Annotated in this window: 29 protein-coding genes and 1 pseudogene; 13 read left to right on the forward strand and 17 right to left on the reverse strand. The window is 65.5% G+C overall.

What is annotated here, in order from left to right:
- The first annotated feature begins 368 nt into the window (after positions 1 to 368).
- A complete protein-coding gene (locus AC4HOU_RS00205) occupies positions 369 to 1,211 on the forward strand; it encodes an MmyB family transcriptional regulator (protein ID WP_195026760.1) in 843 nt (280 codons plus the stop codon).
- Positions 1,212 to 1,703: 492 nt separating this feature from the next.
- Positions 1,704 to 2,696, forward strand: coding sequence for an AraC family transcriptional regulator (locus AC4HOU_RS00210; protein ID WP_490723977.1), 993 nt, complete (start codon positions 1,704 to 1,706; stop codon positions 2,694 to 2,696).
- A 324-nt stretch (positions 2,697 to 3,020) separates the two neighbouring features.
- Here the strand turns inward: AC4HOU_RS00210 and AC4HOU_RS00215 are convergent, their stop codons facing one another.
- The 3 genes from AC4HOU_RS00215 to AC4HOU_RS00225 form a co-directional block, all read right to left on the reverse strand.
- Complete coding sequence (locus tag AC4HOU_RS00215) at positions 3,021 to 3,242, reverse strand: hypothetical protein (protein WP_195026762.1); 222 nt, start codon at positions 3,240 to 3,242, stop codon at positions 3,021 to 3,023.
- Positions 3,243 to 4,050: 808 nt separating this feature from the next.
- Positions 4,051 to 5,373: an MFS transporter gene (locus AC4HOU_RS00220; protein WP_195026763.1), complete on the reverse strand. Its 1,323-nt coding sequence runs from the start codon at positions 5,371 to 5,373 to the stop codon at positions 4,051 to 4,053.
- Positions 5,370 to 6,740 (reverse strand): MBL fold metallo-hydrolase, encoded by a 1,371-nt coding sequence (locus tag AC4HOU_RS00225; RefSeq protein ID WP_195026764.1) that lies wholly within the window; start codon positions 6,738 to 6,740, stop codon positions 5,370 to 5,372. The genes AC4HOU_RS00220 and AC4HOU_RS00225 overlap by 4 nt, the downstream gene beginning before the upstream one ends.
- A 160-nt stretch (positions 6,741 to 6,900) precedes the next feature.
- On the opposite strand from AC4HOU_RS00225, the gene AC4HOU_RS00230 reads away from it, so the two are divergent.
- Together AC4HOU_RS00230 and AC4HOU_RS00235 are read left to right on the forward strand one after the other, a co-directional pair.
- Positions 6,901 to 7,578, forward strand: coding sequence for an ArsR/SmtB family transcription factor (locus AC4HOU_RS00230; RefSeq protein WP_374760460.1), 678 nt, complete (start codon positions 6,901 to 6,903; stop codon positions 7,576 to 7,578).
- Between the two features lie 72 nt (positions 7,579 to 7,650).
- Positions 7,651 to 8,916 (forward strand): MFS transporter, encoded by a 1,266-nt coding sequence (locus tag AC4HOU_RS00235; protein WP_194996928.1) that lies wholly within the window; start codon positions 7,651 to 7,653, stop codon positions 8,914 to 8,916.
- A gap of 5 nt (positions 8,917 to 8,921) precedes the next feature.
- Here AC4HOU_RS00235 and AC4HOU_RS00240 read toward each other — a convergent pair whose 3' ends face one another.
- Together AC4HOU_RS00240 and AC4HOU_RS00245 are read right to left on the reverse strand one after the other, a co-directional pair.
- Positions 8,922 to 9,350 (reverse strand): spore germination protein GerW family protein, encoded by a 429-nt coding sequence (locus AC4HOU_RS00240; protein WP_228780988.1) that lies wholly within the window; start codon positions 9,348 to 9,350, stop codon positions 8,922 to 8,924.
- On the reverse strand, positions 9,350 to 10,009 hold the full coding sequence (locus tag AC4HOU_RS00245; RefSeq protein WP_195026765.1) for a methyltransferase domain-containing protein: 660 nt from the start codon (positions 10,007 to 10,009) through the stop codon (positions 9,350 to 9,352). Before AC4HOU_RS00245 ends, AC4HOU_RS00240 begins: the two co-directional genes overlap by 1 nt.
- A gap of 69 nt (positions 10,010 to 10,078) precedes the next feature.
- Between AC4HOU_RS00245 and AC4HOU_RS00250 the strand changes: the two genes are divergently transcribed.
- Both AC4HOU_RS00250 and AC4HOU_RS00255 read left to right on the forward strand, forming a co-directional pair.
- Complete coding sequence (locus AC4HOU_RS00250) at positions 10,079 to 10,552, forward strand: MarR family winged helix-turn-helix transcriptional regulator (protein ID WP_324195825.1); 474 nt, start codon at positions 10,079 to 10,081, stop codon at positions 10,550 to 10,552.
- 177 nt (positions 10,553 to 10,729) lie between these two features.
- Positions 10,730 to 10,996, forward strand: a pseudogene (locus tag AC4HOU_RS00255) (arsenic resistance protein); the annotation flags it as partial.
- Positions 10,997 to 11,068: 72 nt separating this feature from the next.
- On the opposite strand, the gene AC4HOU_RS00260 reads toward AC4HOU_RS00255, so the two are convergent.
- From AC4HOU_RS00260 to AC4HOU_RS00270, 3 genes are all read right to left on the reverse strand, one after another.
- Entirely contained in the window at positions 11,069 to 11,518 is a 450-nt protein-coding gene (locus AC4HOU_RS00260) for a MerR family transcriptional regulator (RefSeq protein ID WP_195026766.1), read from the reverse strand.
- A complete protein-coding gene (locus tag AC4HOU_RS00265; protein WP_228783944.1) occupies positions 11,515 to 11,886 on the reverse strand; it encodes a hypothetical protein in 372 nt (123 codons plus the stop codon). The genes AC4HOU_RS00260 and AC4HOU_RS00265 overlap by 4 nt, the downstream gene beginning before the upstream one ends.
- A 225-nt stretch (positions 11,887 to 12,111) precedes the next feature.
- A complete protein-coding gene (locus tag AC4HOU_RS00270; protein ID WP_195026767.1) occupies positions 12,112 to 12,423 on the reverse strand; it encodes a hypothetical protein in 312 nt (103 codons plus the stop codon).
- 587 nt (positions 12,424 to 13,010) lie between these two features.
- Here AC4HOU_RS00270 and AC4HOU_RS00275 point away from each other — a divergent pair.
- From AC4HOU_RS00275 to AC4HOU_RS00290, 4 genes are all read left to right on the forward strand, one after another.
- Positions 13,011 to 13,556, forward strand: coding sequence for a carboxymuconolactone decarboxylase family protein (locus AC4HOU_RS00275; protein ID WP_195026768.1), 546 nt, complete (start codon positions 13,011 to 13,013; stop codon positions 13,554 to 13,556).
- Between the two features lie 274 nt (positions 13,557 to 13,830).
- Positions 13,831 to 14,454 (forward strand): pyridoxamine 5'-phosphate oxidase family protein, encoded by a 624-nt coding sequence (locus AC4HOU_RS00280; protein WP_195026769.1) that lies wholly within the window; start codon positions 13,831 to 13,833, stop codon positions 14,452 to 14,454.
- Positions 14,455 to 14,532: 78 nt separating this feature from the next.
- A complete protein-coding gene (locus tag AC4HOU_RS00285; protein ID WP_195026770.1) occupies positions 14,533 to 15,678 on the forward strand; it encodes an MFS transporter in 1,146 nt (381 codons plus the stop codon).
- A 112-nt stretch (positions 15,679 to 15,790) separates the two neighbouring features.
- Positions 15,791 to 16,657 carry an alpha/beta fold hydrolase gene (locus tag AC4HOU_RS00290; RefSeq protein ID WP_195026771.1) on the forward strand — a complete coding sequence of 289 codons (867 nt, stop codon included), beginning with the start codon at positions 15,791 to 15,793 and terminating at the stop codon, positions 16,655 to 16,657.
- A 61-nt stretch (positions 16,658 to 16,718) separates the two neighbouring features.
- Here the strand turns inward: AC4HOU_RS00290 and AC4HOU_RS00295 are convergent, their stop codons facing one another.
- Entirely contained in the window at positions 16,719 to 17,567 is an 849-nt protein-coding gene (locus AC4HOU_RS00295) for an SDR family NAD(P)-dependent oxidoreductase (protein ID WP_195026772.1), read from the reverse strand.
- 359 nt (positions 17,568 to 17,926) lie between these two features.
- Here AC4HOU_RS00295 and AC4HOU_RS00300 point away from each other — a divergent pair, with 359 nt between their 5' ends.
- Positions 17,927 to 18,922: an AraC family transcriptional regulator gene (locus AC4HOU_RS00300; RefSeq protein WP_195026773.1), complete on the forward strand. Its 996-nt coding sequence runs from the start codon at positions 17,927 to 17,929 to the stop codon at positions 18,920 to 18,922.
- Between the two features lie 252 nt (positions 18,923 to 19,174).
- Here the strand turns inward: AC4HOU_RS00300 and AC4HOU_RS00305 are convergent, their stop codons facing one another.
- The 4 genes from AC4HOU_RS00305 to AC4HOU_RS00320 all read right to left on the reverse strand — a co-directional run bounded on the left by AC4HOU_RS00305 (position 19,175) and on the right by AC4HOU_RS00320 (position 21,310).
- Positions 19,175 to 19,408, reverse strand: a complete 234-nt coding sequence (locus AC4HOU_RS00305; RefSeq protein WP_195026774.1) for a hypothetical protein — start codon at positions 19,406 to 19,408, stop codon at positions 19,175 to 19,177.
- A gap of 332 nt (positions 19,409 to 19,740) precedes the next feature.
- On the reverse strand, positions 19,741 to 20,256 hold the full coding sequence (locus AC4HOU_RS00310) for a hypothetical protein (RefSeq protein WP_195026775.1): 516 nt from the start codon (positions 20,254 to 20,256) through the stop codon (positions 19,741 to 19,743).
- On the reverse strand, positions 20,253 to 20,987 hold the full coding sequence (locus tag AC4HOU_RS00315) for a hypothetical protein (RefSeq protein WP_490723978.1): 735 nt from the start codon (positions 20,985 to 20,987) through the stop codon (positions 20,253 to 20,255). The genes AC4HOU_RS00310 and AC4HOU_RS00315 overlap by 4 nt, the downstream gene beginning before the upstream one ends.
- Positions 20,984 to 21,310 (reverse strand): type VII secretion target, encoded by a 327-nt coding sequence (locus AC4HOU_RS00320; RefSeq protein WP_195026777.1) that lies wholly within the window; start codon positions 21,308 to 21,310, stop codon positions 20,984 to 20,986. Before AC4HOU_RS00320 ends, AC4HOU_RS00315 begins: the two co-directional genes overlap by 4 nt.
- 55 nt (positions 21,311 to 21,365) lie before the next feature.
- Between AC4HOU_RS00320 and AC4HOU_RS00325 the strand changes: the two genes are divergently transcribed.
- Positions 21,366 to 21,629 (forward strand): hypothetical protein, encoded by a 264-nt coding sequence (locus AC4HOU_RS00325; protein WP_195026778.1) that lies wholly within the window; start codon positions 21,366 to 21,368, stop codon positions 21,627 to 21,629.
- 32 nt (positions 21,630 to 21,661) lie between these two features.
- Here the strand turns inward: AC4HOU_RS00325 and AC4HOU_RS00330 are convergent, their stop codons facing one another.
- The 4 genes from AC4HOU_RS00330 to AC4HOU_RS00345 all read right to left on the reverse strand — a co-directional run bounded on the left by AC4HOU_RS00330 (position 21,662) and on the right by AC4HOU_RS00345 (position 24,532).
- Entirely contained in the window at positions 21,662 to 21,778 is a 117-nt protein-coding gene (locus AC4HOU_RS00330) for a methionine/alanine import family NSS transporter small subunit (RefSeq protein WP_195026779.1), read from the reverse strand.
- On the reverse strand, positions 21,778 to 23,148 hold the full coding sequence (locus tag AC4HOU_RS00335; RefSeq protein WP_324195826.1) for a sodium-dependent transporter: 1,371 nt from the start codon (positions 23,146 to 23,148) through the stop codon (positions 21,778 to 21,780). The genes AC4HOU_RS00330 and AC4HOU_RS00335 overlap by 1 nt, the downstream gene beginning before the upstream one ends.
- Entirely contained in the window at positions 23,123 to 23,332 is a 210-nt protein-coding gene (locus AC4HOU_RS00340; RefSeq protein ID WP_324195827.1) for a hypothetical protein, read from the reverse strand. The genes AC4HOU_RS00335 and AC4HOU_RS00340 overlap by 26 nt, the downstream gene beginning before the upstream one ends.
- Before the next feature lie 135 nt (positions 23,333 to 23,467).
- On the reverse strand, positions 23,468 to 24,532 hold the full coding sequence (locus tag AC4HOU_RS00345) for a potassium channel family protein (protein WP_195026780.1): 1,065 nt from the start codon (positions 24,530 to 24,532) through the stop codon (positions 23,468 to 23,470).
- 326 nt (positions 24,533 to 24,858) lie between these two features.
- Between AC4HOU_RS00345 and AC4HOU_RS00350 the strand changes: the two genes are divergently transcribed.
- Complete coding sequence (locus AC4HOU_RS00350) at positions 24,859 to 25,407, forward strand: TerD family protein (RefSeq protein ID WP_228780985.1); 549 nt, start codon at positions 24,859 to 24,861, stop codon at positions 25,405 to 25,407.
- The last annotated feature ends 100 nt before the right edge of the window (positions 25,408 to 25,507 follow it).

Raw genomic sequence — 25,507 nt, forward strand, 5'->3', positions numbered from 1 at the left:
CCTTTCGCTGGAAGTGGACTGGCATTTCCATCCAAACCGTGAAAAGAGCTCCTGCGCTAGGGTTTCGACTGGACACGATTGTTGTAAACACCGGAGTGGTCAATCGTGATAGGCCGCTGACCAGGCGATTCCATCCAGTTTGCTGCCGCCAGGGTAGAAGACCCTTTGGCGTCAGGCGCGCCGCCAACAACGGCATATCCGGGACTTGAGCACAGATTCAGCAACCCAAACGAGCGGGCGATTCGCGACATGCCTTGCCGGTCGATACCCACTCTGGTACAACCGGAAACATCTGCTCGGGGGAACTTTTCAGTTTATCTGTGCCCCACCCGTCGATGGAAGACCCCAAGAAAGGGGGACTTCCGGCCATGACCCGGAACCCCACACGCCGACCCCACCCCGCCGACCACGAGCGCCCGCACATCCCCACCCTCGGCAGCGCCTGCCTGCAGATCCGCAACGCGCTCGGCATCTCCCGGGCCACCGCATACCTCCGCCACGGCGTCAGCACGACCTACCTCGCCAAGATCGAAAGCGACCGAACCATGCCCTCACTGGAGGTGCTCGAGCAACTCATCGCTGGCTACCGTTGCGGACCCCACCAGGCGCGCTACCTGCGTGAACTCCGGGCGCCAGCAGTCGACCTGGACGCTCCCGACAAACTGCGGCAGCTCGTCGCCGGCGATACAGCCCTGATGGCCCAGCTGACCGACCTCACCAATCGCGGCATCCTCGCCGCCTACGTCGACCCGCTGTGGAACATCCTGGCCTGCAACAACGGCTTCCGCGCGGCCCTGCCCGGCATCGAGTCCACCGACTGCATCCCCACCTGGCTGTTCACACCCGAAGCTCGCGATGTCCTCGTCGAATGGGAAGCCGAAACCGCCCGCGCCATCGCCACCACCAAACCCGTCCTGGCCCGCTACCGCGACTCGATCCAAGTCCGCGACATCATGCGCCGCCTAGGCCCCAACAAAGACTTCCAACGCCTCTGGACACCCATCGTCGAGGTCATCTACGGCCGCCCCGTCACCGACCTCCTCCACATCCGCGACCCCGACACCGACGAACTCACCTCCCTGCACCTCGTCATTGCCGAACCCGGCCAGCCCTACAACATCCAACTGCTCATCGCCACCCCACAGCCATATTCCGGCCCCACAGAGCACAAACGAGCCCTCGACACGCCGACGCGACACGCCGATGACTAGCAGAACGACCGCCACCACTTCAGACAAACTGATCCGATGACGATTCGCGACAAGCTACTGGAGTCGGCCGCGAGAAACCCAGGTCAGCAAGTATCGAGCATCCATTTGCTCTTGACTCCGAAACGCCGAACCTGATCACGACTCCCGGCTAGATCCGGTTGCCAGAATTACTGCGAATCTTCACAAAGGGGCAAGCACACCCTTTCAGATTCGGTCGCTGATCAGAGAATGCGGCAATGAATTTGACCAGCAGAAGCTAAATGCCGCGCCCGCAACATCGTCGAAGAGGAGGTATGGATTCACCTCGAACGGCGTCTTGCCGTCGAATATGTCCTTTCGCAATGGCGATTAAGGGATCATCCGGTTCTGTTGTGCCGACGAACGACGTCTGCCGCGAGCCTGCCGGTGTCATATGCTGTGGTCAAGCCAGCGACCGGCTGCTCAATGTGCGACACCAATGCTCGATTTGCGTCATTACGGAGGGGGGCTCGAATGAGCGATCCGACTTATCATCTCGACCAACTCAGTACCACCGAGCACCCGCAAGCCGACCGGCTCGACAGCTGGATGGCCTACGTCACCGGACACCACGGTGCGCTGTCATACTCGTTCTCCCGAGACAGCAACGACTTCATCGGAAACAGCAGAACGGCACATGCCGACGACCACAAGCTGGTCGAGTTCACCTCCCACGCCGCCAGCTACCGGCGCACCTCACGCCACCTCCGCGACACCGACTTCGGCAACCGCGTATCCCTCATCATCCCGGTCACCGGCACGGCCGTGCTCGACCAATCTGACACCCAGATCATCCTCACACCAGGAAAACTGGGCGTCATCTCGATGGCCCGACCACTCACGCTGACACACGCCAACCATGCCCGAATCCGGATGCTCACCTTCCCCCACACCGAAATCAACAACATCCTCCGGCGGACAGCACCCCTCGCCGGCCACCATGGCCGCACCGCCCACGCCGCCGTCTCCGCCCTGACATCGACGCTGGCGACCCATCGAGAGTCGGTCACCGGCACCGAATTCCTTGCCATCACCACCCGCCTTACCGACCTCCTCGCCGAAACCCTCCACGAACAACACGCCCCACTTGCCGGGCGCCTAGACCGCCTCGCGCACGACGCCCGCACCTACATAACCAACAACTCCGGCCACCAGTGGCTCACACCCGACGGCGTCGCCGACCACCTAGGCTGCTCGAAGCGCACACTCGAACGAGCACTACACGACACGGGCACTACACCCGCCAAGCTGATTCGCGACACTCGCCTCGCCCACGCATACCGGCTCCTGACCGACCACCGCAACCGGCAATCGATTCACGAAATCGCCACCACCAGTGGCTTCCCCTCCATCGCCGCATTCAACAAGGCATTCCGCCATAAGTACCAGGCTCCGCCCAGCCGCATCCGGGCTGCCGTCGCGAGCGCCGGTAGAACACATGCCAGACATCTCCCACAACAGGACTGAGCGACACTCTGGGTGGAAGATCATATTGCCGTTGGATTACTCACCCATGCTGACTCGGTGTGCGCTTCTACCCAGCATTGAACGTCGATGGCGGTCAACACCCATCTCGCGGAACAGTACAGATCGAACCGTTAGGTCAGCACGCCTCCTATCCACACCATCGCCGTCGAAGACAGGGAATTTGAGCACACGTGTCCACCGAAGCAATCCGATGACGGACGCCGGACGATCACCGACCTCGGAGAACACCAGGATCGCTGAGTCGGTGCGCTCTTCACCGCACAGACTCCCCCAACTGCGACGTCGGTCACCGATACCGCGCTATCAGCGCAGCTGTTCGATGACCGGAGCGAAGGCGTCCAGGTACGGCTCCAGCTCTGTGACATACGAATTGCCGAAACGATCCTGCCGTTCGCGTAGTCGCTGCGCCATCTCAAAGGGAGCGCCGAACAACAACATTGGCAGGTCGTCGGGCGCTCCGCTCGGCAGCATCGCGCCGAAGGCGTCAAGAACGGCGTTGCGCTCGGACGTCGCAGGAGACCGCATGCACGGGCATATTCAACTCAACACTGGGTGCCCGCTCCCCCAGCAGGCTTCGGACGTACTCAATGCGACTGACAATTTCCTTTGCACCAGCAAACCGGGGCACCCCACCGGGCCCGATCGCGGCGCCAGTGAGCGCGACTACGTCGCCATGCGTGGCAGCGAGCTTCAACATGTGGTCATCCCAACCCGCAATTAATAGAGGGCATAGACAAACCGCCATGCCTCGCAGAGGTATGCTGCATAACGGCTGCAATCCCGGTGCTGCACAGACGGGCGCTCGGGTAGGAGACACCGGGAGTTTCTTCTACCCGCGCCCGTACCAAACCACCCATGCGGAAATCGGCAGAGTCGCAGGCACCCAGCAGACGCAACCACCGGCCTCCTCGGCGTATCATCCCATGGAAGTCAGCGATTTCAGGGGCTGCATGTGAGTCCGGCAGGCAAGGAACCCGGACGACGGCTCAACGAGCGGCAGTCGATGCTCATCAGCCCCACGGACTGTACGCCCGGCCGTGGAATCGTGCGTCCCTCGGGCCGGGGTGGCGCAATCTCTGAATCTCAGCTTTCACCTGGTCGGCTGCCACCGGTGCGGGATTCGAGCTGTTCGGCAAATTGCCACGGTGGTGCCATCAGATCGGCACGATAGACCTCGTGTCCGTGGACGACGTCGGCCACCCGGAGCGGCCGCTGCACCGGCGTTGAGTACGCGCGCGAAACTCCACTGGAGAGCACAGGTCCAATCGGCCGTGGCGCGATCTTCGTCCACCAAGTGACCCCTGGACCTGAACGAATCCGACCTACCAGGTCCTTATTCACCGGTCACAGATGGGGTCGAGAGGCTGGTCTGCCGTGGGTGGACACCTGGTGAACGGGGATGGGTTTCGTACATGCGTGCACCGACTGCGACGGCTGCGGCGGTGCTGATGACGGCAGCGGCCCAGACGGCGGCGTGGAGTCCCATGAGGTCTGCGGCGATTCCGCCGAGGACGGCGCCGACGGCGTAGCCGAGGTCGCGCCATACTCGGTAGATGCCGACGGCTCTGCCCCGCCAGGCAGGGTGGGCGACGTCGCCGATGACGGCGAGCAGGGTCGGGTAGACCATGGCGGTGCCGAGTCCGAGCAGCACGGTTCCGGTGGCCCAGCCGGTGAAGTCGTTGGAGTAGGCGATGACTGCGAGTGCGGCCGCTTGTAGTGCCATGCCGCTGGTGATGAGGTGTTTTCGCCCGATGCGGTCCGAGAGGGCGCCGGTGACGAGTTGGCCGGCGCCCCAGACGCCTGGGTAGAGGGCGAACAGGATCCCGATTCGGGCGATGGTGAGGTCGGCGGTGGCGAATAGGAGTGGGAACAGGCCCCAGGACAGGCCGAAGTTGAGGTTGTTGACCAGTCCGGCGTGGCTGGCCGAGGACAGGGCGGGTTCTTTGAGGCTGGTTTGTACGGCGATCTCCCGGTCGGTGAGCTCACCGTGTAGGTGGTCGTGGAGGCCGTCGGCTCGTGGTGTGTGACTGTCGGCTTCGAGGCGGGCGTGGTCGCGGGTTTCGTGGACGAAAAGCCCGGAAAGCAGCAGGGCCAGTGCGACGTAGGCGAGTCCGAGCAGGAACGGGGCGGGGCGTAGGCCGTAGTGTTCGGCGAGGTATCCGGCGAGTAGGGAGCTGACCGCGACGGCACCGTAGCCGGCGGCCTCGTTGAGGCTCATGGCCAGGCCGCGGCGGGCTGGGCCGACGAGGTCGATTTTCATGACCACGGTGGTCGACCAGGTCAGTCCCTGATTGATGCCGAGTAGGACGTTGGCGCCGATGACCCAGCCCCAGTTGGGGGCGGCGATCAGCATCAGTGGCACCGGTAGGGCGAATAGCCAGCCGATGAGCAGGACGGGTTTGCGGCCGTACCGGTCGGAGAAGGTGCCGGCGAAGTAGTTCGCGATCGCCTTGGTGATTCCGAAGGCGGCGACGTAGGTGAAGATGTAGGTGTAGCCGGTGAGTCCGAAGTCGGATTCGGCGAGCAGCGGTAGCACGGTTTGCTGTTGCCCGACCATCCCGCCGACCAACGCATTGACAGCGACGAGGAGCGTGAATTGGGCGGCGTTTTCCCGCAATCCCAATACCGGGCCTCGGGAAACGGTGCCGGTTTTCATGATTCGATGACCAAGTCGTCTCCGGTGGCGCGGGCATAGTCGCCGGGCCCACCGTCCAACACGTGGATATCGGTCCGCCCAGCAGCGGCGAGGATGGCGGCTGCGGTCATGGCGCGTTCCCCGTGCCCGCACATCACCAGCACCGGCCCGGCAGGCAGCTGCGGTAGCAGGCCGCCCAGCGCTGCGAGCTCGACATTGCGGGCGGCAGGCACATGGCCGTTGGCGAATTCATTGCGTTGACGGACATCCAGGACAACCGCGGGCGGATCGGCGGCAAGCAGGTCGGCATCGGTTAGGCGCACTTCGTGAGCCTCGGTGGCCCCGGTCCAGGCATTCATTCCGCCGGCGAGTTCTCCAGCGAGTGCATCGAACCCGACTTTCGCTGCGTCCCAGGCGATGTCGTCGGCGCTCTGCCCTGGGTCTCGGATGATGACGACCGGCCGGTTCGGGTCGACGAGCCAGCCGAGCCAGGTGGCGAACACGGGCCGCAGCGTGATCGACAGCGCGCCGGGGATATGGCAGGCGGCGAAGTCGGCGGCTGCGCGCACATCGACGAGCTGTGCTCCGTCGGCGATCAACTCCTGGACCTGGGTGCTGGTGAGCGGCGGGATGTCGAGGGTTTCGCCGAGGACTGCGGGGCCTTTGTGGTTGATTTCGCCCAGCCGGAGGAAGTAGTCGGGGAAGGTGCCGAGGGAGGCGAGCAGGGCGTCGACGAACGCGTCTTCGCCGTCGACCTGGAGCAACGGGTTGGTGGCGCGTTCGTGGCCGATCGTGCTGACCCGCTCGGCGTTCAGCGAGGAGGAGCAGAACGATCCGGCGCCATGGGTGGGCCAGACCGGGGTGTCGTCGGGCAGGGTCATCAATCGTTGCAGCGAGTGGTACTGGGCGCGGGCCAGTGGCACGGTCTGCTCCTGGGAGACCAGGTCGGTGCGTCCGGCGGTCCCCACCATCAGCGAGCCACCAGTGAAGACTCCCAGCAGTCGATCGCCTTCGTAGAGCAGATATGACAGGTGCTCGGGTGAATGCCCCGGGGTGAACAGCGCTTCCAGGGTGAAGGAGCCGAGCTCGACCCGGTCGGTGTCACCGAGCGCTGTCACTTCGAAGCCGCGAGGGCCGAACTCGGGTGCCAGCACGGTGGCGCCCTCGGTTTCGGCGAGTTCCCGTGCACCGGAGATGAAGTCGGCATGCAGGTGGGTCTCCACCGCGTAGGCAATCCGCACGCCGAGGCGGGCTGCTTCGGCGCGGACTTGACGCAGGTCGCGTTCGGGGTCGAGCACCATCGCCCGCCCGTCACCCAGGTCCAGCAGATACGTCGAGTTGCCCAGTCCTTCGTCGATTACGGGAACGAGGGTGAGTTCGGTCGGCATGCGAGGTGCTCCTTCATCCGGTCCGCGGCAGATATTCCAATACTCCGTGGAATATCGTTTGATAGTATTCCATGGAATCATGGATGAGCAACCTGGCGGAGCGATAGCACGACGACCGAGTCGCTGGTACGCGATTCCACAGACGATCGGAGGTCTCATGGTGGAGGGGAAACGGGCCACGAAGACGGCGCTCTACGACGCGTTCGCCGCCAGCGGCAAGGCCCTGGCCAGCGGAAAAAGGCTCGAGCTGCTGGACCTACTCGCTCAGGGCGAACGGACCGTTGAAGCCCTGGCGAGGGCCGCGGGACTCAACCTGACCACCGCGTCGGCGCATTTGCAGACCCTCAAACAGGCCGGATTCGTGGCCACCCGCCGCGACGGGGTCCGGATCCATTACCGGCTCGCCGGCGCCGACGTCGCCCAGCTGCTGGTGTTGCTGCGCAAGGTCGCCGAAACCCATCAGGCCACAGTGGCACCCGCCCGCGACGCCTACCTCGGACCAGCGGCCGATAGCGAGCTGTCCCGGGACGAACTGATCGCGCGCAGCGACGCCGGCACGGTGCTGGTACTCGATGTACGCCCGGCCGAGGAGTACGCGGCCGGTCACATTCCCGGCGCCGTGAGTATCCCCGTCGCGGAATTGCCCCAGCGGGTCGCAGAGCTGCCGGTCGACACCGACATCGTGGTCTACTGCCGGGGAGAGTACTGCGCGCTGGCCTACGACGCGGTGCGGCTACTGAACGAACACGGCCGCCGCGGCATACGCCTGCACGACGGCATGCTCGAATGGCGGCTGGCCGACCTGCCCGTCGACACCGCGAACCTGGATCTCGTGTAAACCGCCCATCTGTACCCGATCCGGGCCTTCGCATGATCGCGCCGGTCCCCGGGCCGCGAGGAATCGAGCAGCATGACCACCACAACCACCTCCGGGCGGCTACCGGATCTCGTTCGCGCGCAACGCCGAATCCTCGCGGTACTCGTGGCCGCGCAAATTCTGTCCGGAGCCGGGCTTGCCGCCGGCATCACCGTCGGCGCCCTGCTGGCCCAGGACATGCTCGGCTCCACGGGCCTGGCCGGGCTGCCCAGTGCACTGTTCACCATCGGCTCGGCCGCAGCCGCGGCCGCCGTGGGCCGGATCTCCGACCGAGCCGGCCGCCGCACCGGACTCGCCCTCGGCTACGCCACCGGCGCCGTAGGAAGCCTGGGCGTCGTTGCCGCAGCGATCGCCGACAACGTGGCATTGCTGTTCGCATCGTTCCTGGTCTACGGGGCCGGCACCGCCACAAGCCTGCAAGCCCGCTACGCCGGCGCCGACTGCGCCCAGCCCGCACACCGAGCCCGCGCGATCAGCACCGTGCTGGTCGCCACCACCGTCGGCGCCGTGGCAGGACCGAACCTCGTGACATTGATGTCGAATCTGGCCGAGTCCTGGGGAATCCCGCCGCTGTCGGGCCCGTTCGTGCTCTCCGGCCTCGCCTACGCCCTGGCCGGACTCGTGCTGTGGATCCTGCTGCGGCCCGACCCGCTGCATCTGGCCCGCGTCCGCCTCGAATCCAATACAGACGACATGACCGGTACAGACACGGCTGCGGCGTCGGCTACCCGGACATGGACGGCACCGGTGGTGCTGGCCGCCACCGTGATGGTGCTGACGCAGCTGGTAATGGTCGCGATCATGACTATGACACCGATCCACATGCAGCACCACGGTCACAGCGTCGGCGCAGCGGGCTTCGTCATCGCCGTCCACGTCGCGGGCATGTACCTGCCGTCGCTGCTGTCCGGCGTGCTCGTGGACCGGTTCGGTGCCGGAGTGGTCGGCGTCGCCGCGGCCGTCACGCTGGTCGCCGCAGGCGTCGCTGCCGCATTGGCACCGCCATCGTCGGTGGTGGCCTTGGCGCTGGCCCTCGGTCTGCTCGGGCTCGGCTGGAATCTCGGGCTGATCTCCGGCACCACCATGCTCACCGACGCCGTTCCGCTGGCCACCCGCGCCCGCACCCAAGGCACCGTCGACCTGTGCATCGCCATCGCCGGCGCGGGCGGCGGACTCGGCTCCGGAATGATCGTCGCCGCCACCGACTACCCGGGACTAGCGCTCCTCGGTGCAGCCCTCTCCCTGGCCATCGTCCCCGCGTTGGCCATCGCCGCACGCCGCCACGCCCTGCCCCGTTGACACGATCAGCCGGAACGCCTGCGGCGTAACCGAACCCACGCGCGCACGAACCGAGGCGCGCTGGCTCCGATCAGCAGCGCAGCGACCGGAAGCGCGACATCCACCCAGGGGTCACGGATCGGCCGATACACCGCCGTACCGTCACGCAACTCGATGTAGCCCAGCGGCCGCACCTCCGCACCGCCGCCACCACCGCCTCCGGCGCCGACCTTCTCCGCACTCGACTCACCGCCCGTTCCGCCACCGAAACCGAACCCGGTCCGCGCCACCGGCACAATCGTCACGCCCTCGGCGGAAATCGGTTCCCCGAAAGCCCGCCGCACCGACGCCTTCCCACCCAGCTGCTCGGCTAATCGCTCCAGCAGCCGCGCCGCCGAATCCGCATGCCCGCCGATACCTTCCACAGCCTCCGGGCTGCGCGACTCGTCGGTCATCATTTGTCTCCCTTCGGCACCGCGGTCCCCAGCATGTGCTCCCCCGCCGGAAACGGAACCCGCATCGGCGGGAACACAAATCGCTCGAGCTCGATGACCTCGAACCCTGCCGCTGCCAGTGCACCCAGGTGATCGCGGCCTGTGTGACAGCCGCCGTTGAACACCGGCCACACAGTGGCATCCAGCAGACGCTGAACCCGCCGCATCCCCGACGACTCCGACCGACCATGCTCGAAGAACCGCACAACACCACCCGGAGCCAGCACACGCCGGGTCTCCGCGAGCGCCGCAGTCGGATCGGCCACCGAACACAACGTCAGACACCACACGACTGCGTCGACACTGCCATCGGATACCGGAAGAGCTTCCGCGACACCGTCCATCACCTCCACCGGAACGCCAAGTCCGGCCACCGCTTCCGCGGCCTGCGCCCGCAGCCGCGGTTCGGGCTCGACAGCGATCACCCGCTCGACTTCCGGCGGGATGAACGCGAAGTTCGCACCGTAGCCCGCCCCGATCTCCAGTACTCGGCCCGACAATCCCGCCCACAGCTGCCGCCGATACTGATCCGCTCCAGCTCTTTCCAGCGCGGGACCCGCCAGCCCCGCATACGCCCGCGCGAACACCGGGCGCCTCCTCATTCGCTGCGACATCGCCATTACTCGCTCCACCTGGTCCTCCACGCCCGAGCTAACGCGCTACCCTTCCAGAAAGGAGGTAACCACATAGTGAGGTCACTACACGATATCGCGGACAGTGGCGATACCGCCAGAGCTGCCACCGACCGGGTGTTCGAACTCGCCGAAGTCCTCGGCGCGATGATGCAGCGCGGCATGGCCGAACGCGGACTCACACCCGCACGTGCTCGCCTGCTCTGGGCCTTGCACCACAGCGGCCCCGTCACCCAACGCACCCTCGCCGACCTACTCCGGGTCACTCCCCGCACCATCACCGGCCTGCTCGACGGGCTCGGCGCCGACGGCTACGTCCAGCGACAACCCCACCCCGAAGACCGCCGCGCCCAATTGGTGACCCTCACCGACCGCGGCCGCGACTTCACCGCGACCTTGCAGGAAGGACGCGACACCATGGCACAGGCACTCTTCGCCGAAACCCCGGCCGACGAACTACACAACTTCCTCACCACCCTGGATGCGGTCGTCGCAACCCTCCGCCGAGCCAGCCCCGAGAGCACCACCTGATCTCGGAACTCCATCGATTGCGGCCCACCCAACCGAGAGATCCGATGGTGGACTGATGCCTCGCACGCCTGGCCATCGTGAGCATTGCCGGTAATGCCGGGATCGGACCCGTGATGTACAAGGGATGTGATCGACCCTCGAGTTGTCTTCGACATCGGCCTGAGCTGGGGCCGGCAGGTCGTGCCGCTCTACGTGCTGTTCCTGGTGGTGATGGCCTTCGCCGGGCTCTAAGTGGCGAGGTTGTTCGCCCTGGATGTGCCAGACAACCGCGCCATCGTGTTCACTGGCGCGACGCGCAACTCCCTGGTCGTGCTACCTCTGGCGTTGGCCCTGCCCGACAACTTGGCTATCGCCGCGGTCGTCGTGGTCACCCAGGCCCTCGTCGAAGTGATCGGCATGGTGATCGACATCCGCGTGATCCCACGGGTTGTCCCGGCTCGCTGACCGATCGGACTCAGACAGCTCGCAAGATCGATTCCCGCCGCGGGCGCACCACCGGCGAACCGGTTCCAGCCGTCACAACACCCCGTTTCCTGCGCCCGACTCGAGGACCCCGTCAGCACCGAAAGGCACAGGGCATGAGGGCGATTCACCGCATGCCAGCAGGTCGTCGCACCCGGCCTCGAGGGCGGCGCGCAGGGTGTCGCGCACAGCAGTCAGATCAGCTAGTTTCGCGTCGATCTCGACCAACTTGGCTTCGGTCCGTGCCCGCAATCCCGCACCCGGACGGCGCCGGGCTCCTATCCCGGTGACCTTCAAAAGGTCCGCAACCTCGTCGAGGGTGAAACCGAGCCGCTTGGCGGCCTTGATCATCCGCAACACCCTCACCGACTGCTCCGGGTACACCCGATGCCCACCCAGGGAGCGGTCCGGTTCGGCCAGCAGACCCCGGCGCTCGTAATACCGCAGCGTCTGGATGTTCACCCCCGCGGCTCGCGCGAGCTGCCCGGTACGCAATCCACTCATACTGACCTCCCCGCATTCGCACGCGCGGCCAGACCATCGAGCACCGCCACCCGCGCCGCCGGTACACCGACGACCAAGTGCACGACCCCCGCCACCGCAGCCGTGAACTCGAAGGTGAAGAACGAACAGCACTCCGATTCCCGAGCAGCCAACTCCCGGGCGCGGGCCTCGGCGCCGGTGTCCAGAACCAGCCGCAACCGGGTCGGCGACACCCGATCCACGCCGCGAACCGCGTCACGAAACAGCGCGTCGAACTCGGCCAACCGCAGCGGCTGCTGCGGCGTTGGCAGCGTGCACGCATCCACAGCCACCCACGCCTGCTCGACCAGCTTTCCCGCCATGTTCGGTTGTGCCGCTTCCCCAGCCATGATCTGCACCTCCTGCCTCGCGAGAGCCCACCCAGCCACTCCGTCACTCGAGGCTAAGCCTGTACCCAGGTACCGAATGCAACCCCAATTCCCGCCGAATCATGCCCGCCGACTCCACCCGGCCAGGTCGGCATGTAGTGCGCCATATCCGCTCGATTGTCGGCGACTACCCTGTTGCGCGGCGAGGGCGAGCTGGCAGGCGTGGCAGTCGAAAAGCTCGGTCGGTTAGTGGCATACCAGTTCGACGGTCATCGTGTCGGCTAAGAACGGATCCCAGCGGGTTGGGAACGCCATGCTCGAGTCGAAGTCGCGTTCGGGCTCAACCGCGCGCTTTCGGCCGTAGCGCGGCGAGGACTCAGTCGCGCTTTCGTACCATCCGGTACGGACACTCACGCCCTTCGCTCCGTCTGCGGGATGCATCGTGTCGAAGGTGGTGCCGGAACGTACGGTGATCGCTTCGTCGGCGAACACCGACTCGTTGGCGGCCGGGATCTCGGGTGCCTCGAATGGTACGACCCGATCCTGGGCCTCGATCACGGTGACCCCCTGGCGCCGAGTCGCGCGAACAGCTGGCCCCCTTCGAGGCCGCAGCATTGCCGCTTACCACGATCAGCGATTCCGGCAGCGCTCGAGTTCCATCGCGGTGGCCGAGGCCAGGTATCCGGCGTCGGCACAACCGCTGATCGGTGGCAACACGGCTCGGCGCCGGTTGCGACCAGGGTAGTTCGCCGCTCGATCTGAGCCGCGCTCGCTCAGATCGATTCGCAGCAAAGGTGATGCGAAAGATCCGGTGAAAGCGGCAGTGCCAGATCAGGAACCCCACGGTCACGATGTTCCGGAGACGGCACGGCGCGAGCCCGGCAGCGACGGCAACCCGCGAGGATGAGGCGATGTCTCGGGTGTAGCAGCCCGACATCCGGACCGGACGGCCTAGCGTGAAATGTCCGCTACACGGCGTTTACGGTCCGCATCCGGAGCCCGCTGCGCACCATACGTTTTAGCTGCGCCCATAAGGCGCCTCGCCAGGTTCCGAAATTGGTTCTCGGAATCGGGAATCAACACTTTCTACTAACCGTTCATACGACTGAAAGCGGTTAGATCATCGAACATGAAAGGCCTCCCCCATGTCTCGTCTGCCCCTGATTCAGCCCGATACCGCCACCGGCAAGGCCGCCGACCTGCTCGCCGGCGTGCAGCAAGCCCTCGGTGTCACCCCGAACATGACCAAAGCGATGGTCAACAGTCCCGCCGTCCTCGAGGCGTACCTCGGGTTCTCCGCAGCATTGGCCGGCGGCGCGCTCTCCGCGCCAACCCGCGATCGGATCGCGCTGCTCGTCGCCGAGGAAAACGGTTGCGACTATTGCCTGTCGGCGCACAGCTACATCGGCGCCAACATCGCCAAGCTCGACGCCGACGAGATCGCCGGCGCCCGCCACGGGCAGTCCGCCGACCCGAAAGCCGCTGCGGCCTTGGCCTTCGCCACCGCACTCGTGCGCACCAAGGGCGGAGTCGAGGAAGCCGACCTCGAGTCAGCTCGAGCCGCGGGCCTGAACGCGGCCGAGATCACCGAGGTGATCGCCAATGTCGCGCTCAATGTGTTCACCAACTACCTGAACAAGGCCGTGGACACCGAGATCGACTGGCCGGTCGTGCGCCACCACACCCACTAACGCTCCATCACCACAACGGAGACACAGCGATGAAGCACACCGCCCTTACCCTGCCCGTCAGTTCACGGAGCGGTTCGCATACCACCATGTGGTCGCGCACCGCCCGAGGGTCCAGTCCCGTTCTCGACATCGAATCCTGTGTGGGACCAGGCAATATCCTGCCGCACGATCTGAGCATGGACGCGCCCACGCTGTGGTCGGACACGGCGGGCGGTGTGCTCATCGCGGTACCCGCGCTCACCTACTCGGCATCCGCACGCCCCCGGGGCCGATCGTGACCGGGCGCTACGGTCAGATCGCATTCACCCCGCTGGTGCGTGAGCATCAACGCGAACACGGCAGCCTGCGCGGCTACGAGCGGATGACCCAAGTGCCCGAAGTCGCCGATCGGATCGGTCCCGACGAAGCCTGGTTCATCGGCGAACGCGACAGCTTCTACCTCGCGACGGTCGGCGAGACCGGCTGGCCCTACATCCAGCATCGCGGCGGGGCACCGGGATTCCTGCGGGTGCTCGACCCGAACACGCTGGGATTCGCCGACTTCCGAGGCAACAAGCAATACATCAGCCGCGGCAACCTCGACCACGACAACCGAGTCGCACTGTTCCTGATGGACTATGCCACCCGGTCGCGAATGAAGATCTTCGGCCGGGCCCGGACAGTCGAGGCCACCGACGATCCGGCACTGATCGCCTCGCTCGCGATCGAAGGATATCGCGCGCAGGTCGAGCGCGCGGTGCTGATCGAGGTCGAGGCATTCGATTGGAACTGCCGTCAGCATATTCCGGTGCTGTATCCGCAGGCCGAGGTCGCCGAGGCAATGCAGAGCTTGCGTGACCGGATCGCTGACCTCGAGGGCGAGATCGCCCGGCTGCGCGGAGATTCCGCGCACGACTGATTCCGGTTGCCGCAACGCGGCCCGCGAGCATCCTGCTCCAACTATTCACTAGACCCAGCCAGTTAGGACGTGAAGGGAATGCGCCCCGACAACCTCGCTTGGGCCGGACTGGCGGCGATGACCGTGTCGTTCGGCCTCAACTTCACCATGGGCGTGTTCTTCGCCCCGACCGCCGCTTCGTACGGGGTCTCGGCGACCGCGCTGACCGTGGCCGCCGCGTTGGGCACGTCGGTCACCGGCCTGGCTCAGCCGGGTATCGGCAGGCTGCTGGATCTGCTCGGCGCCAAGATCGTGCTGATCGGCGGGCTCGCCCTTATCTCGGGCAGCTATCTGGCGCTGGCCACGGTGACCGAGACCTGGCAGTTCGTCGCGGCCTATATGTTGCTCGGCGGCCTCGGCTTCGCGGCATCGTCGACGCTCACCGTAACCACCCTGCTGGGGCAGGCGTACGGCCCGCATGCGGGCCCGGCGATGGCCAGGGCCGCGATCGGCATCAACCTGGGCCAGCTGATCACACCCTGGGCCGCCACGGCACTGTTCGGTCCGGTCGGCGTTCGCGGAACCTTCGCGCTGCTCGGCGCGATCGGCGTGGCCGCGACCGCGGTGCTGTGGCAGTTGTTGCCCGCCGATCCCCGGAGCAAGTCCAACGCAGGGCCCGGCGAGCCGCTGACGCACCGCTGGAAGGTACTGGTGTCCTTCGGATTACATGCGGCGATTCTGTATGTCTTCGTGCTCATGCTGCCGAAACATGCTGTGGAACAGGGCTGGTCGGTCGCTGGAGCGGGTAGGTTGGTCGCGCTGGCTGCCCTGGCGGCCGGATTGTCGTCGGCGGCCATGGTGCGGCTGTTACGTCGCTATCCGCCGGAAACACTGCTGCGAGTGTTGTATTCGGTGCGTGTAGCGGCGCTGCTGCCCGCTGTGTTCGTGCCGGGGCCTGAGGTGCTGGTCGTGGTGGCCGTGCTGTTCGGCATCGCCTCGTTCCCGGCCATTCCGCTGACCATGGCGATCCTGTCGCGTGGTCTCGATCCTGCCCGGATGGGACGCACGCTGGCGCCGGCATGGGTGATCCATCAGCTGTCCGCCGCTACCGGCCTCGGCGTGGCCACCGTCGTGCATCTGCTCACCGACAGCTATCGCGGCTACTTCGCCCTCGGCCTGGTGTTCACCGTCGCCGCCACCCTGCTGATCACCCCGGTTCGCCGCCGCGAACCGGTCACCGCTTGAAAGGAGCACTCTGCTGGCCCATTTCGTACCCGTCTTCCGTAGCGGCGACTTCGTCGCGATCAACCAGAACTTCCCTCGTCCGAGTAGACATCTCCGAGAAAGCGAACCCACCATGAGCCAGATCCGCCACAACACTGTCGAGATCCAGGGACAGTCCGTCTTCTACCGGGAGGCAGGCGATGCGAGTGCACCGACGGTAGTGCTGCTGCACGGCTTCCCATCCAGCTCGTCCATGTTCCGTAACCTGATCCCGGCCCTCGCCGAGGACTACCACGTGTTCGCGCCCGATCACATCGGCTTCGGTCAGTCGGCCATGCCGCAGGTCGACGAATTCGACTACAGCTTCGACAAACTCACCGAGATCACGCTGGAGCTGCTCGACACCCTCGGCGTCGACCGGTTTGCGCTCTACATCCAGGACTACGGTGCGCCCATCGGGCTGCGCATCGCCAAGCGCCACCCCGAGCGGGTCACCGCGATAATCACCCAGAGCGGCAACGCCTACCTCGAGGGATTCACCCCGTTCTGGGAGGTGTTGTTCGCGCACGCCAACGACCGCACCACCCATGAACCAGAGGTGCGCAAGCTGCTCGCGCCGGACGCCACGAAATGGCAGTACACGCACGGCGTTCCGGCCGATCGGCTCGCATTCGTCAGCCCCGACACATGGGCTCTCGACCAGGCGTACCTAGACCGACCCGGAAACAAGGAGATCCAGCTGCAACTGTTCTTCGACTACAAGAACAACCTCGACCGCTATCCCGAATTCCAGAAGTACTTCGCCGAGCACCAGCCCCCGACCCTGATCACCTGGGGTGAGCACGACGAGATCTTCGGCGCCGACGGTGCCCGCGCCTATCTGCGCGACCTGCCCGACGCCGAACTACATCTGCTGGACGCGGGCCACTTCGCGCTCGAAACGCATGCACCGGAGATCACCGCGCTGATCCGCGACTTCCTCGGCCGGGCCCTGCGCTGAATCCCTCGGGTCGCGGTTGGGCGGACTCCCGTACTCGCGTGTCCGCCCAACCGAGGATCTATCAGCTCTGGGAGTAGGTGTTGGCAAAGGCCGCCACCTGGTCGGGGCCGGTTGCTCGATCCGCCGAATCATCCTGGAGGTCGATGCCGCCGGCCAGCCACCCGCCGTCGATGGTGAACACACTGCCGGTGATGAACGAGGCACTGTCACTGGCGAGAAACGCGACCAAGTCGGCAACTTCCTCGCTACGCCCCGGCCTACGCAGTGGAAAACGGCTGCCGACGTGGAGCTCTTCGCCCATCTTTCGGGTGAGTTCGTTGCTGGCGATATATCCGGGGCAGATGGTGTTGACCCGAATACCGACGGGCCCCAGCTCGAGGGCAGCCGATTTCCCAAGACCGATCACACCGTGCTTCGAGGCCGAATACGCCGAGGACATCCGCACCCCGGTAAGCCCAGCCGCCGATGAGGTGACCACAATCGAGCCACCACCCGCATCACGCATGGCCCGGCCTGCCGACTGCAGACCGAGCAGCACACCGCGCAGGTTCACCGCCATCGTGCGGTCCCACTCCTCCAACGGGTAGTCCAGAACACCGGCCCAGTGCCCTGTCGCGGCATTGAGATGGGCGAAATGCAGGGCGCCGTACCGTGCGACCGTCTCGCGGACCATCGCTTCGTTGTCCTCCGGCGACGCCACGTCGACCCGCAAGCCGAACGCCTCACCACCCGCGGCCACGATCTGCTCGGCCGTCCGCTCGACGCTGTCGAGAGTGCGTCCGGCGCAGCACACCCGCGCTCCCCGGGCCGCCAGCGTTACCGCCGTCGCCGCGCCGATCCCCGACCCCGCGCCGGTAACGACCGCGACCTTCCCTGCCAGCGAAACCGCTCCATTCTCGGTGATAGCCATCAATTGCTTCCCTTCTCGATCCATGCACATGCCATCGGTCCGAGATAAGACGCCGGTGATGTAGTCCCCGTGACACCGCGGCTGCGTGATGTGCACCACGATCAGGTGAGCGCTATACGCTCGTCTCTGCCGCGTGAAGCTCCGAACCGCCCCTGATGGTTCACCGCGGTCGCCGAGGGCGATCGCGTCATCGCCGCGACGCAAGCATCGCGACCGAGTTTCGCAGCAGTGGCCACAGAGTGTCGGCGACGGTCGGGCGGCCATCACCTGGTCCGAGGGCAACTTTTCGCCCGGGCTCGGCGGTATGAGATCAGGATTCAGCGGTGAACGAAGGGTCGAACTCCGTGAGCATGGCGCGGATGCTGATCAAAGCACTGTCCTATGCCGGAATGGACGCCTCCGTTTTCGCGCACCGGCCAGATATGCGGCCGGAAGTGCTCGCCGACGATCGGTGCCGGGTCTGCTCGTCAACGATCTACTCGATGTGGGAACAGCTCATCACCAGCGACCGTGGAACCACTGTCGGCCTCGATGCGGCAGCTTTGGTGCCGGTGGGCCACTTCGGCGTCTGGGATTACCTCTTCCTCGCCGGCGAGAATCTCATCGGCAGCTGTGGCCGGGCCCTCGATCACGCGCACCTCGTCAGCGGTCCAGGCGCCGACCAAGTCGAGGCGATCGAGGACGGCGCGCTGTTCACCATCCAGCATCGCACCGCGCCTTACGCACCCGACGTCGTCGAAGCCATCGAGTTCTATGCGCAAGCGCTGATCCTCAGGCGAGCGCGGGAAGCCACACGGCGGCCGATCACCCCTGTCCGGGTCACCCTTCGGCAGCCGCCCAGCCAGGCACACCCGCGCCTTGTCGCAGCATTCGGCACCACGAACATCGTCTACAACGCCCCATGCGGCTCCATGACCTTCCTGGACGACGACGCCCGCGCACCGTTGCCGATGTCCCCACCCGGACTCGAGCACATCCTTCTCGATCACGCCGAGCTGGTCTACGCCGCCTCCAAGCCGGTCCTGGATTGGTTCGGGGTCTTCCGCTCCGCACTCGACGACGCTTTTGTCCTGGACGACGCTCCCACCCTGACCTCGGTCGCTCAACGTCTCGTGATGAGCCCGCGATCCCTGCAACGGCGCCTGGCCGAGCAGGGCACCACCTGGCGTGCCGAGGTTCAGGCTGCCCGCCGAGACCGCGCCATCAAACTGCTGCGCGACACCGATCTCCCGCTCGGAACCGTCGCCGCTCGCCTCGGCTACAGCGACACTCGAACCCTGCGCCGGTCCGTCAACCGCTGGCTGGATGCGACGCCCGCGACTTTGCGTTACCGTCCCGTTGAGGAACCCGACTGAGGCTCCAGGCCGCTGGATCCCGATGGGAAACCCACGCCCCTCGGCAAGCAGTTTGCTCGCCGACAACCCCTGTTTACGGTCGCGGCCCTGCACCAAACATGGTCACCGAGCCGTTGTACTGGACCACCTTCCGGCGCAGCGCGGTCATCATCTAGGCGGCCAATAGTTCCTCCGCCCAGGGACTCTGGTGGGCCACGAGCTCCTGCTCGCCCTTGACATCAAGGACTGACACAGAAGGCGCCCGCTGCGATGTCACATCGCGGACAGCTTGTCGAATGCGGCCGCGAACGCGGGGTGGGCTAGGAGCACAATCTGCGCGTCGCTTCGGATCGGACGGATTCGGACGTATCGGGTCGCCCGCTCATGTGCCGCGTATGCGGCGATCAGAAGGACCGGGAACCAGCCGGGCATGAACGCCAGCGCCACCGCCGGCGACAGCGGCCCACTCACCAACCCCAGGTATCCACCCAGCAGCAACCCGATCATCGGTACCAGGCCAACTGCTACCAGGGCGGCGCTGATCGTGCGCAACCATCGCCGTTGGCGCACGCATCGCTGACACAGGGGCCACTCACCATAGAGTTCTGTCGCCGTCGATGACGGCACCCTACGAAGGCGGCACCAACCCTGCCACAGGACCGAACAGATGGTGGTCTGGACGCGAACCTCGTTGTGCCGGTGGAACTGTATGGTCGCGTGTCGACGCTCGACTTCCGCCTCGCCATGCCGGCTACACAGTGGCGGGATCGGACTGACTACATGCATCGACACATGTGTCGCTTCGACGTCGGCCCGAACAGCCACCGTCACCTCTCGAGCTATTCCAACCATCCGCGCTGCCGACGTTCTTGGAAGTACAGGTCGTCCTCGTCTGGCTCGTCGGGTGTGACAATGACGTCGCGGTTGGGTTTGCGTGTGCCGGGGATCAGCTGGCCGGCGCCGGTGGTGGTGGTAGACGCCGCTTCCGGCGGTCCGGGGGATTGCGGGCGCTGGCTGTGGTTCATCGGTTCGGCCGGTGGCGTCGGCTCGCGCAGTTCGGCCCGGTACCGCTCCAGTTCGGCCTCGCCTTGCTCGGCCAGCCGTTGGCGCTGGTCCTCCGGCATCGACTCGAACTCCTCCAGGGCGGCGGGCATGACACGGTCGAGTGTCTGATTGAACGCCTCAGCCCGAACGAAGTCACGAACTGCAAGCTTCCCTTCCAGGACCGCACTGATCTGATCTTTCACAGCTGGATCGGTCGTGTTCGCGGCGATTGCACGAAGGGCATCCGACAGCTGGCGCGAGACCGCGGGGTCACCACCGGCGACGTCCAGAATGGGTTCCTGAGCGCTCATACGTAGGCTCCGGGGTGGTCGTAGCCGCTGGCGTTGATGGCGGGCAGTTCGGCGGATTCGACGACGCCGTTGATTCCGGCCGAGATCAGGCCGATCGCGCCTTCCGACCCGGCGAACATCAGACCGAGCTTTCCCCAGATATCAATCCAGGTCTTGATCATTCGCGCCGCGTCGAACGCTGCCGCTGCTTGCATCGCTGCCGCCGCCGGGGCACCGGCTACCGTGGCACTCAACGCGGCTACCGCCGTCTGCTTGATCGCATACATCGCAGCGAGATCGAACAGAGTCTGCACAAGGCCGGACACTGTCTGCGCCAACCCGTAGGACGAGAGCGCGAAGGCCTTGATCTCATCGGCAATCTGTTGCAGGGGATCAACCTGCTTGTTCAATCCATCGGTGAGCGAGACGAAATAGGTGCGGGAGTTCTCCGCGGCGTTTCCGCGCCACGATGCCTCGAACTCTTTGACCGCCGAATCTATGCCGACGGCGTAGGCGGCGTTGTATTTCGCGAGGTTCTCGATCGCGGTTCCCGCCTTCTGCATAGCCGCCCAATCGCCGGCCACGTAATCGGTGATGATCGTCAAGGCGTCGAACCCGGTGATGGTCTTGATGATGCCGTTCAACCAATACGCCGGGGACACAGCGTTCGCGTTGGTGGCCAGTTCGACCATGTCCGGGACGGGATCGTCGGGCTCCGGGGCGATCAGACTATCGGTCGGCGACTGGCTCATTTCTCGCCGTCCTTGGCATATGTTCGGTCCAGCGCCTCGGCTATACCGCGGTCCGTCGTCCGGTTCATCTGTGCCGCGCTGGACAGCTCGGCAGCAGATTCGCTGGTCACACGCCCAAGGCGCGCATAGTTCGATTGCAGGCTGGTCAGCGCGTCCTGGATGACATCGATCACGCCGCGCAGCACCAAGCCACCTTCCGAACTCGGAAGGTCCAGCCATTCCTTCAAGTATGTCTCGGTCTGCGTGTTGCCGTCGGCCAGCTCGACCAGCTTGGCAGATGCCCCGTCCAAATGATCGGGCTCGACTTCGAGCTTGTCGTTCACCACTCCCCCGTCAGTTCGTTTCCTCGTTCGACCATAACCCAGGTGCTTTACGCGCGTGGGCCTGGATGCTCGGCGTCTGGAAGGCTGGTCCGAAGCCGGAGCCGTCGCCACCCGCTCCTTCTGGGCGACCTTCGTGCGCAGCCTCGCCGAACACGGCACCTTGCGGCCGGACGTCGATGCCGAGACCGCCGCCGACAGCTTGTTCGCCCTCGGCTCACCACACGTGTTCCGGTTACTGCGCCGCGAGAGTGGCTGGCCCGCAGGGAAATACCGCGACTGGCTGGCAGAGGCGGTGGCAGCGCACCTGCTTGCGCGGTAGCCACACGTTCGAGCGCCGCTCAGTGAATCCGCTCAACCCTCGTTCTCCGGCGCTTCCGGGAAACGCCGCAACAGCAGAATGGACGCCGCCAGGCCACCCCACACCACCGTAACCGCGATAATCATCATGATGATCGCACCCGTCGACATCAGTCCTCCGCCTTCCGTATCTGTGGCAGGTCGCCACCAGTTTCGGTGGCCATCGCCGGTTCGGCCGAGTCGACGTCGCGCCACGGGATCATCGCGAGCACGACGCCCACGACCACCGCCCCGATCGCAACCCCCCAACCCGCGATGATCAGGAACCCCGTCGAGTATCCGCCGTAGTTCTCGGTGAATTCGGCGCGCAGCGTGTCGATCATCATCCAGCCGAGCACGATAGGAGTGATCACTCCGAGGGTCAGGGTCCACACCCGGCCGAGCCTGATCGCCGAGATCTCGTCTACATGCTCTTGCAGCAATGGCAGTTTACGCAGCAACCACACCACGACGATCAACGCGATCAATCCGGCGAGCGCGATGCCATAGGAGTTGATGAAGTGATCGGCCACGTCGAGCAGGAACAGCCCACCTTCGGTCGGGAACAGCGCGATCGAGACCGCGGCGGTGGCGCCGCCGACGATGAGAACCGCAGGCACTCGCGCCATTCCGGTGCGGTCCTGGACAGCGGCGATGATGACCTGCACGATACTGATCAATGACGTCAGACCGGCGATAACCAGCGAGCCGAAGAACAGCAGTCCGAACCAGCCCGCACCGAAAGTCAGTTGCGAGATGATCTCGGGGAAGGCAACGAACGCCAACCCGATGCCACTGGTCGCTACCTCGTTGACGCCGACACCGGACTGGGTGGCCATGAACCCGAGCGCTGCGAAGACGCCGATGCCGGCCAGGATCTCGAACGAGCTGTTGGCGAACCCGGCAACGAGCGCAGAACCGGTCAGGTCCGCGCGCCGGCGCAGATATGAGGAGTAGGTGATCATGATGCCGAAGCCGACCGACAGCGAGAAGAAGATCTGCCCGTAGGCTGCCACCCAGACACTGCCGTCGGTGATCGCCGACCAGTCGGGCGAGAAGAACGCGTCCAGCCCCTTGTCCGCCCCGGGCAGGAACAAAGCCCGTACGACCAGGATCACGAACAGCACCGCCAGCAGCGGGATGAAGATCTTGCTGGCGGTCTCGATCCCGCGCCGCACGCCGAAAGCGAGCACGCCTAGCGTGACCGCCCACACGATAATGAGCGGGATCGCCACGCCGGCCACGTAGGTTGTACTGAATCCGGGCTCGTCGGCCTGCTGGACGAAGCCCGAGAAGAAGGCGTCGGGGTCATCACCCCACTGCTGGCCGACCGAGAATCCGACGTACCGTACTGCCCAGGCGATGATCACCGCGTAATAGGTGGCGATGACGAAACAGATGGCGACCTGCCACCACCCGATGGCCGCCGCCGGCCGGGACAACCGCAGGAATGCCCGCGGCGGCGAGCCGCGGAACTTATGGCCGATGGCGTATTCGAACACCAGTACCCGGAATGCCGGCCGTCAACAGCGCGATCAGGTACGGGAGGAGAAAAGCGCCACCTCCGTTGTCGTAGGCGACATACGGAAACCGCCAGATATTGCCGAGGCCGACCGCCGACCCGATCGCCGCCAATAGGAAGCCGGCCCGCGAACCCCACTGCTCCCTCGCCTGCACCTCTCGCATCGGGCCCTCCGTCCGTCCGGTCACCGAACCACCGCTGCGTGAATGTAACGCGAAACCGGTGTGCGTGTGTCTGCTTCACCGGGCACTGTCATCGAAGCGCAAACCATGGCCGGTGGCCTGTCAGCGACCGGGTGTTCAGGTCCCGCGGTCGTTGGTGCCGCGTAAGTAGATGAGGTGGTCGCCGGGCTGGATCTCTGGGGCCTCCGGTGAGTCGAGGCGGCGCGGTCGGCCATCGCGAACGAGGCTCAGCACGACGTCGGCGAGAGTGCGGGGGTCACGGCCCACCTCCTGAGGCCGCACGGGGCGTTGGGCGAGCGCGATACCCGATTCGGGGATCAGCAGATCCTCCATGAGTTCCACGGCCTTCGGCTTGGTGGTCGCAAGGCCCAGCAACCGTCCTGCCGTCGCCGACGACGCCACGACGGTATCTGCGCCCGACCGGCGCAGCAGCTCGATATTGTCGGTCTCCCGGACTGCGACGATGATCTCAGCGGTCGGTGATAAGCGCCGTGCGGCCAGGGTGATCAACATGGCCGTGTCGTCACGGTTGGTGGCTACGACAACCGAGCGGCAACGCTGAACCCCGGCCAACCGCAAGACATCTGCTGTCGTCGCGGAGCCACGTAACGTCACAAGCCCTTCGCCGGACGCGATCTCGAGCGCGGCGGCATCGGTATCGACGACGAGGAGGGGCCGTCTGGCTCCTTCGCCGAGCATTGCTCGGACGGCAGCACGTCCCTTCGTCCCATAGCCGATGACAACGGTGTGGTCACGGATGCGGCGGCGCCAGCGTTGGATTCGGAACGCTTGACGCGAGTCCTCGGTCAGAGCCGCGAGGGTGGTACCGACCAAGACGATGAGGAAGAACACCCGCAGCGGGGTGACCACGAAGGTGTTGGCCACTCGGGCGCGGTCGGTGAGCGGGACGATGTCGCCGTAGCCGGTGGTCGACAGCGACACCGTCGCGTAGTACGCGCTGTCCAGCAGCGAGACCTGGCCGTCGACGGCGTCGGTGTAGCCCTCGCGATCCAAGTAGACCACCACCACGGCCAACCCGAGCGCAGCGATCGCGCTGCCGATGCGCACCCCGATCGCCCTGGCGGGGCTGCGCGCGTGTCGGGGTATGCGCACGATTCCGGCTACCCGGTACGGCACGTCCGCAAGCCGGGTACTCGGCCGTCGCCGGAACACGGGGCTCAACCTCGCGCTCCGAGCATTCCCCGATCGGATACCGCCGAGCAGCGGTGTCGCGAGGCAGGATGGCTCACGGAAATCTCCCTGGTCGCAGGACTCGGTCACCTCGCCGACCAGGCTTCCCGGCACACCGACGGCTACGGTAGCAGCCGAGCAGGCCTGGCGGCACACGCGACTCTCGGTGCCTTCACTGATTGCAGGCACGTGATGGCCGGTCGCCGTCGGCGCGGAGCCGCGTGCACCGCCGCAGGTTCGGGCAGTACTGTGGGAGCGGGGAGGGCACCCGTGATCTCGCTGGTGGTTGTCCCGCAACAACACTGGAGGGAGATCCCTTGTTCGACTCGGCCGATGCGCCACGCGGTCCGGCACTGGAGTTCGTCACGATGGCGCTGGGTTGGGATCCCGCACCCGGTCGTTTCGACCCCGGCCGCGCGGTCGCCGACATCGACCTCAACGCCTCCGCGTTTCTGTTCTCAGACCAGGTCCTGGTCGATGTCGTCTTCCACGAACAGCTGACATCCAAGGACGGAGCGGTGCGTCATCTCGGTGACAGCACCACCGGTCAAGGTGACGGTGACAATGAAGTGATCGTCGCCGATCTCGGCCGTCTACCCGGCGACGTCACCTCGATCGTGTATGTCGTGACCTCCTATACCGGCCAATCATTCGACCACATAGCCAACCCCTTTTGCCGTGTGGTCGATGGGGTCACCGGAGCCGAGATCGTGCATATCGACCTCGGCCACCACGCCCATACCGGGTTCGTGGTAGGCGCCGTCGCTCGGCATGACGGGATCTGGCGGCTGCACCCGATCGGCAAGACCATTCCCGCCAGACACCCGAGTGAAGCGGTACCTCATCTAGTGCGTTTGATGGAGTGAAATGCTAACGCTTCGGTCGCTTCCTCTGGCGTTGACAGATTCTTGACAGTCTCGGCAGGTTTTTCACCAGGATCGCCCGTCGCGCGTTGATACTGTGGCC

It is taken from the genome of Nocardia sp. JCM 38205, assembly GCF_058222935.1.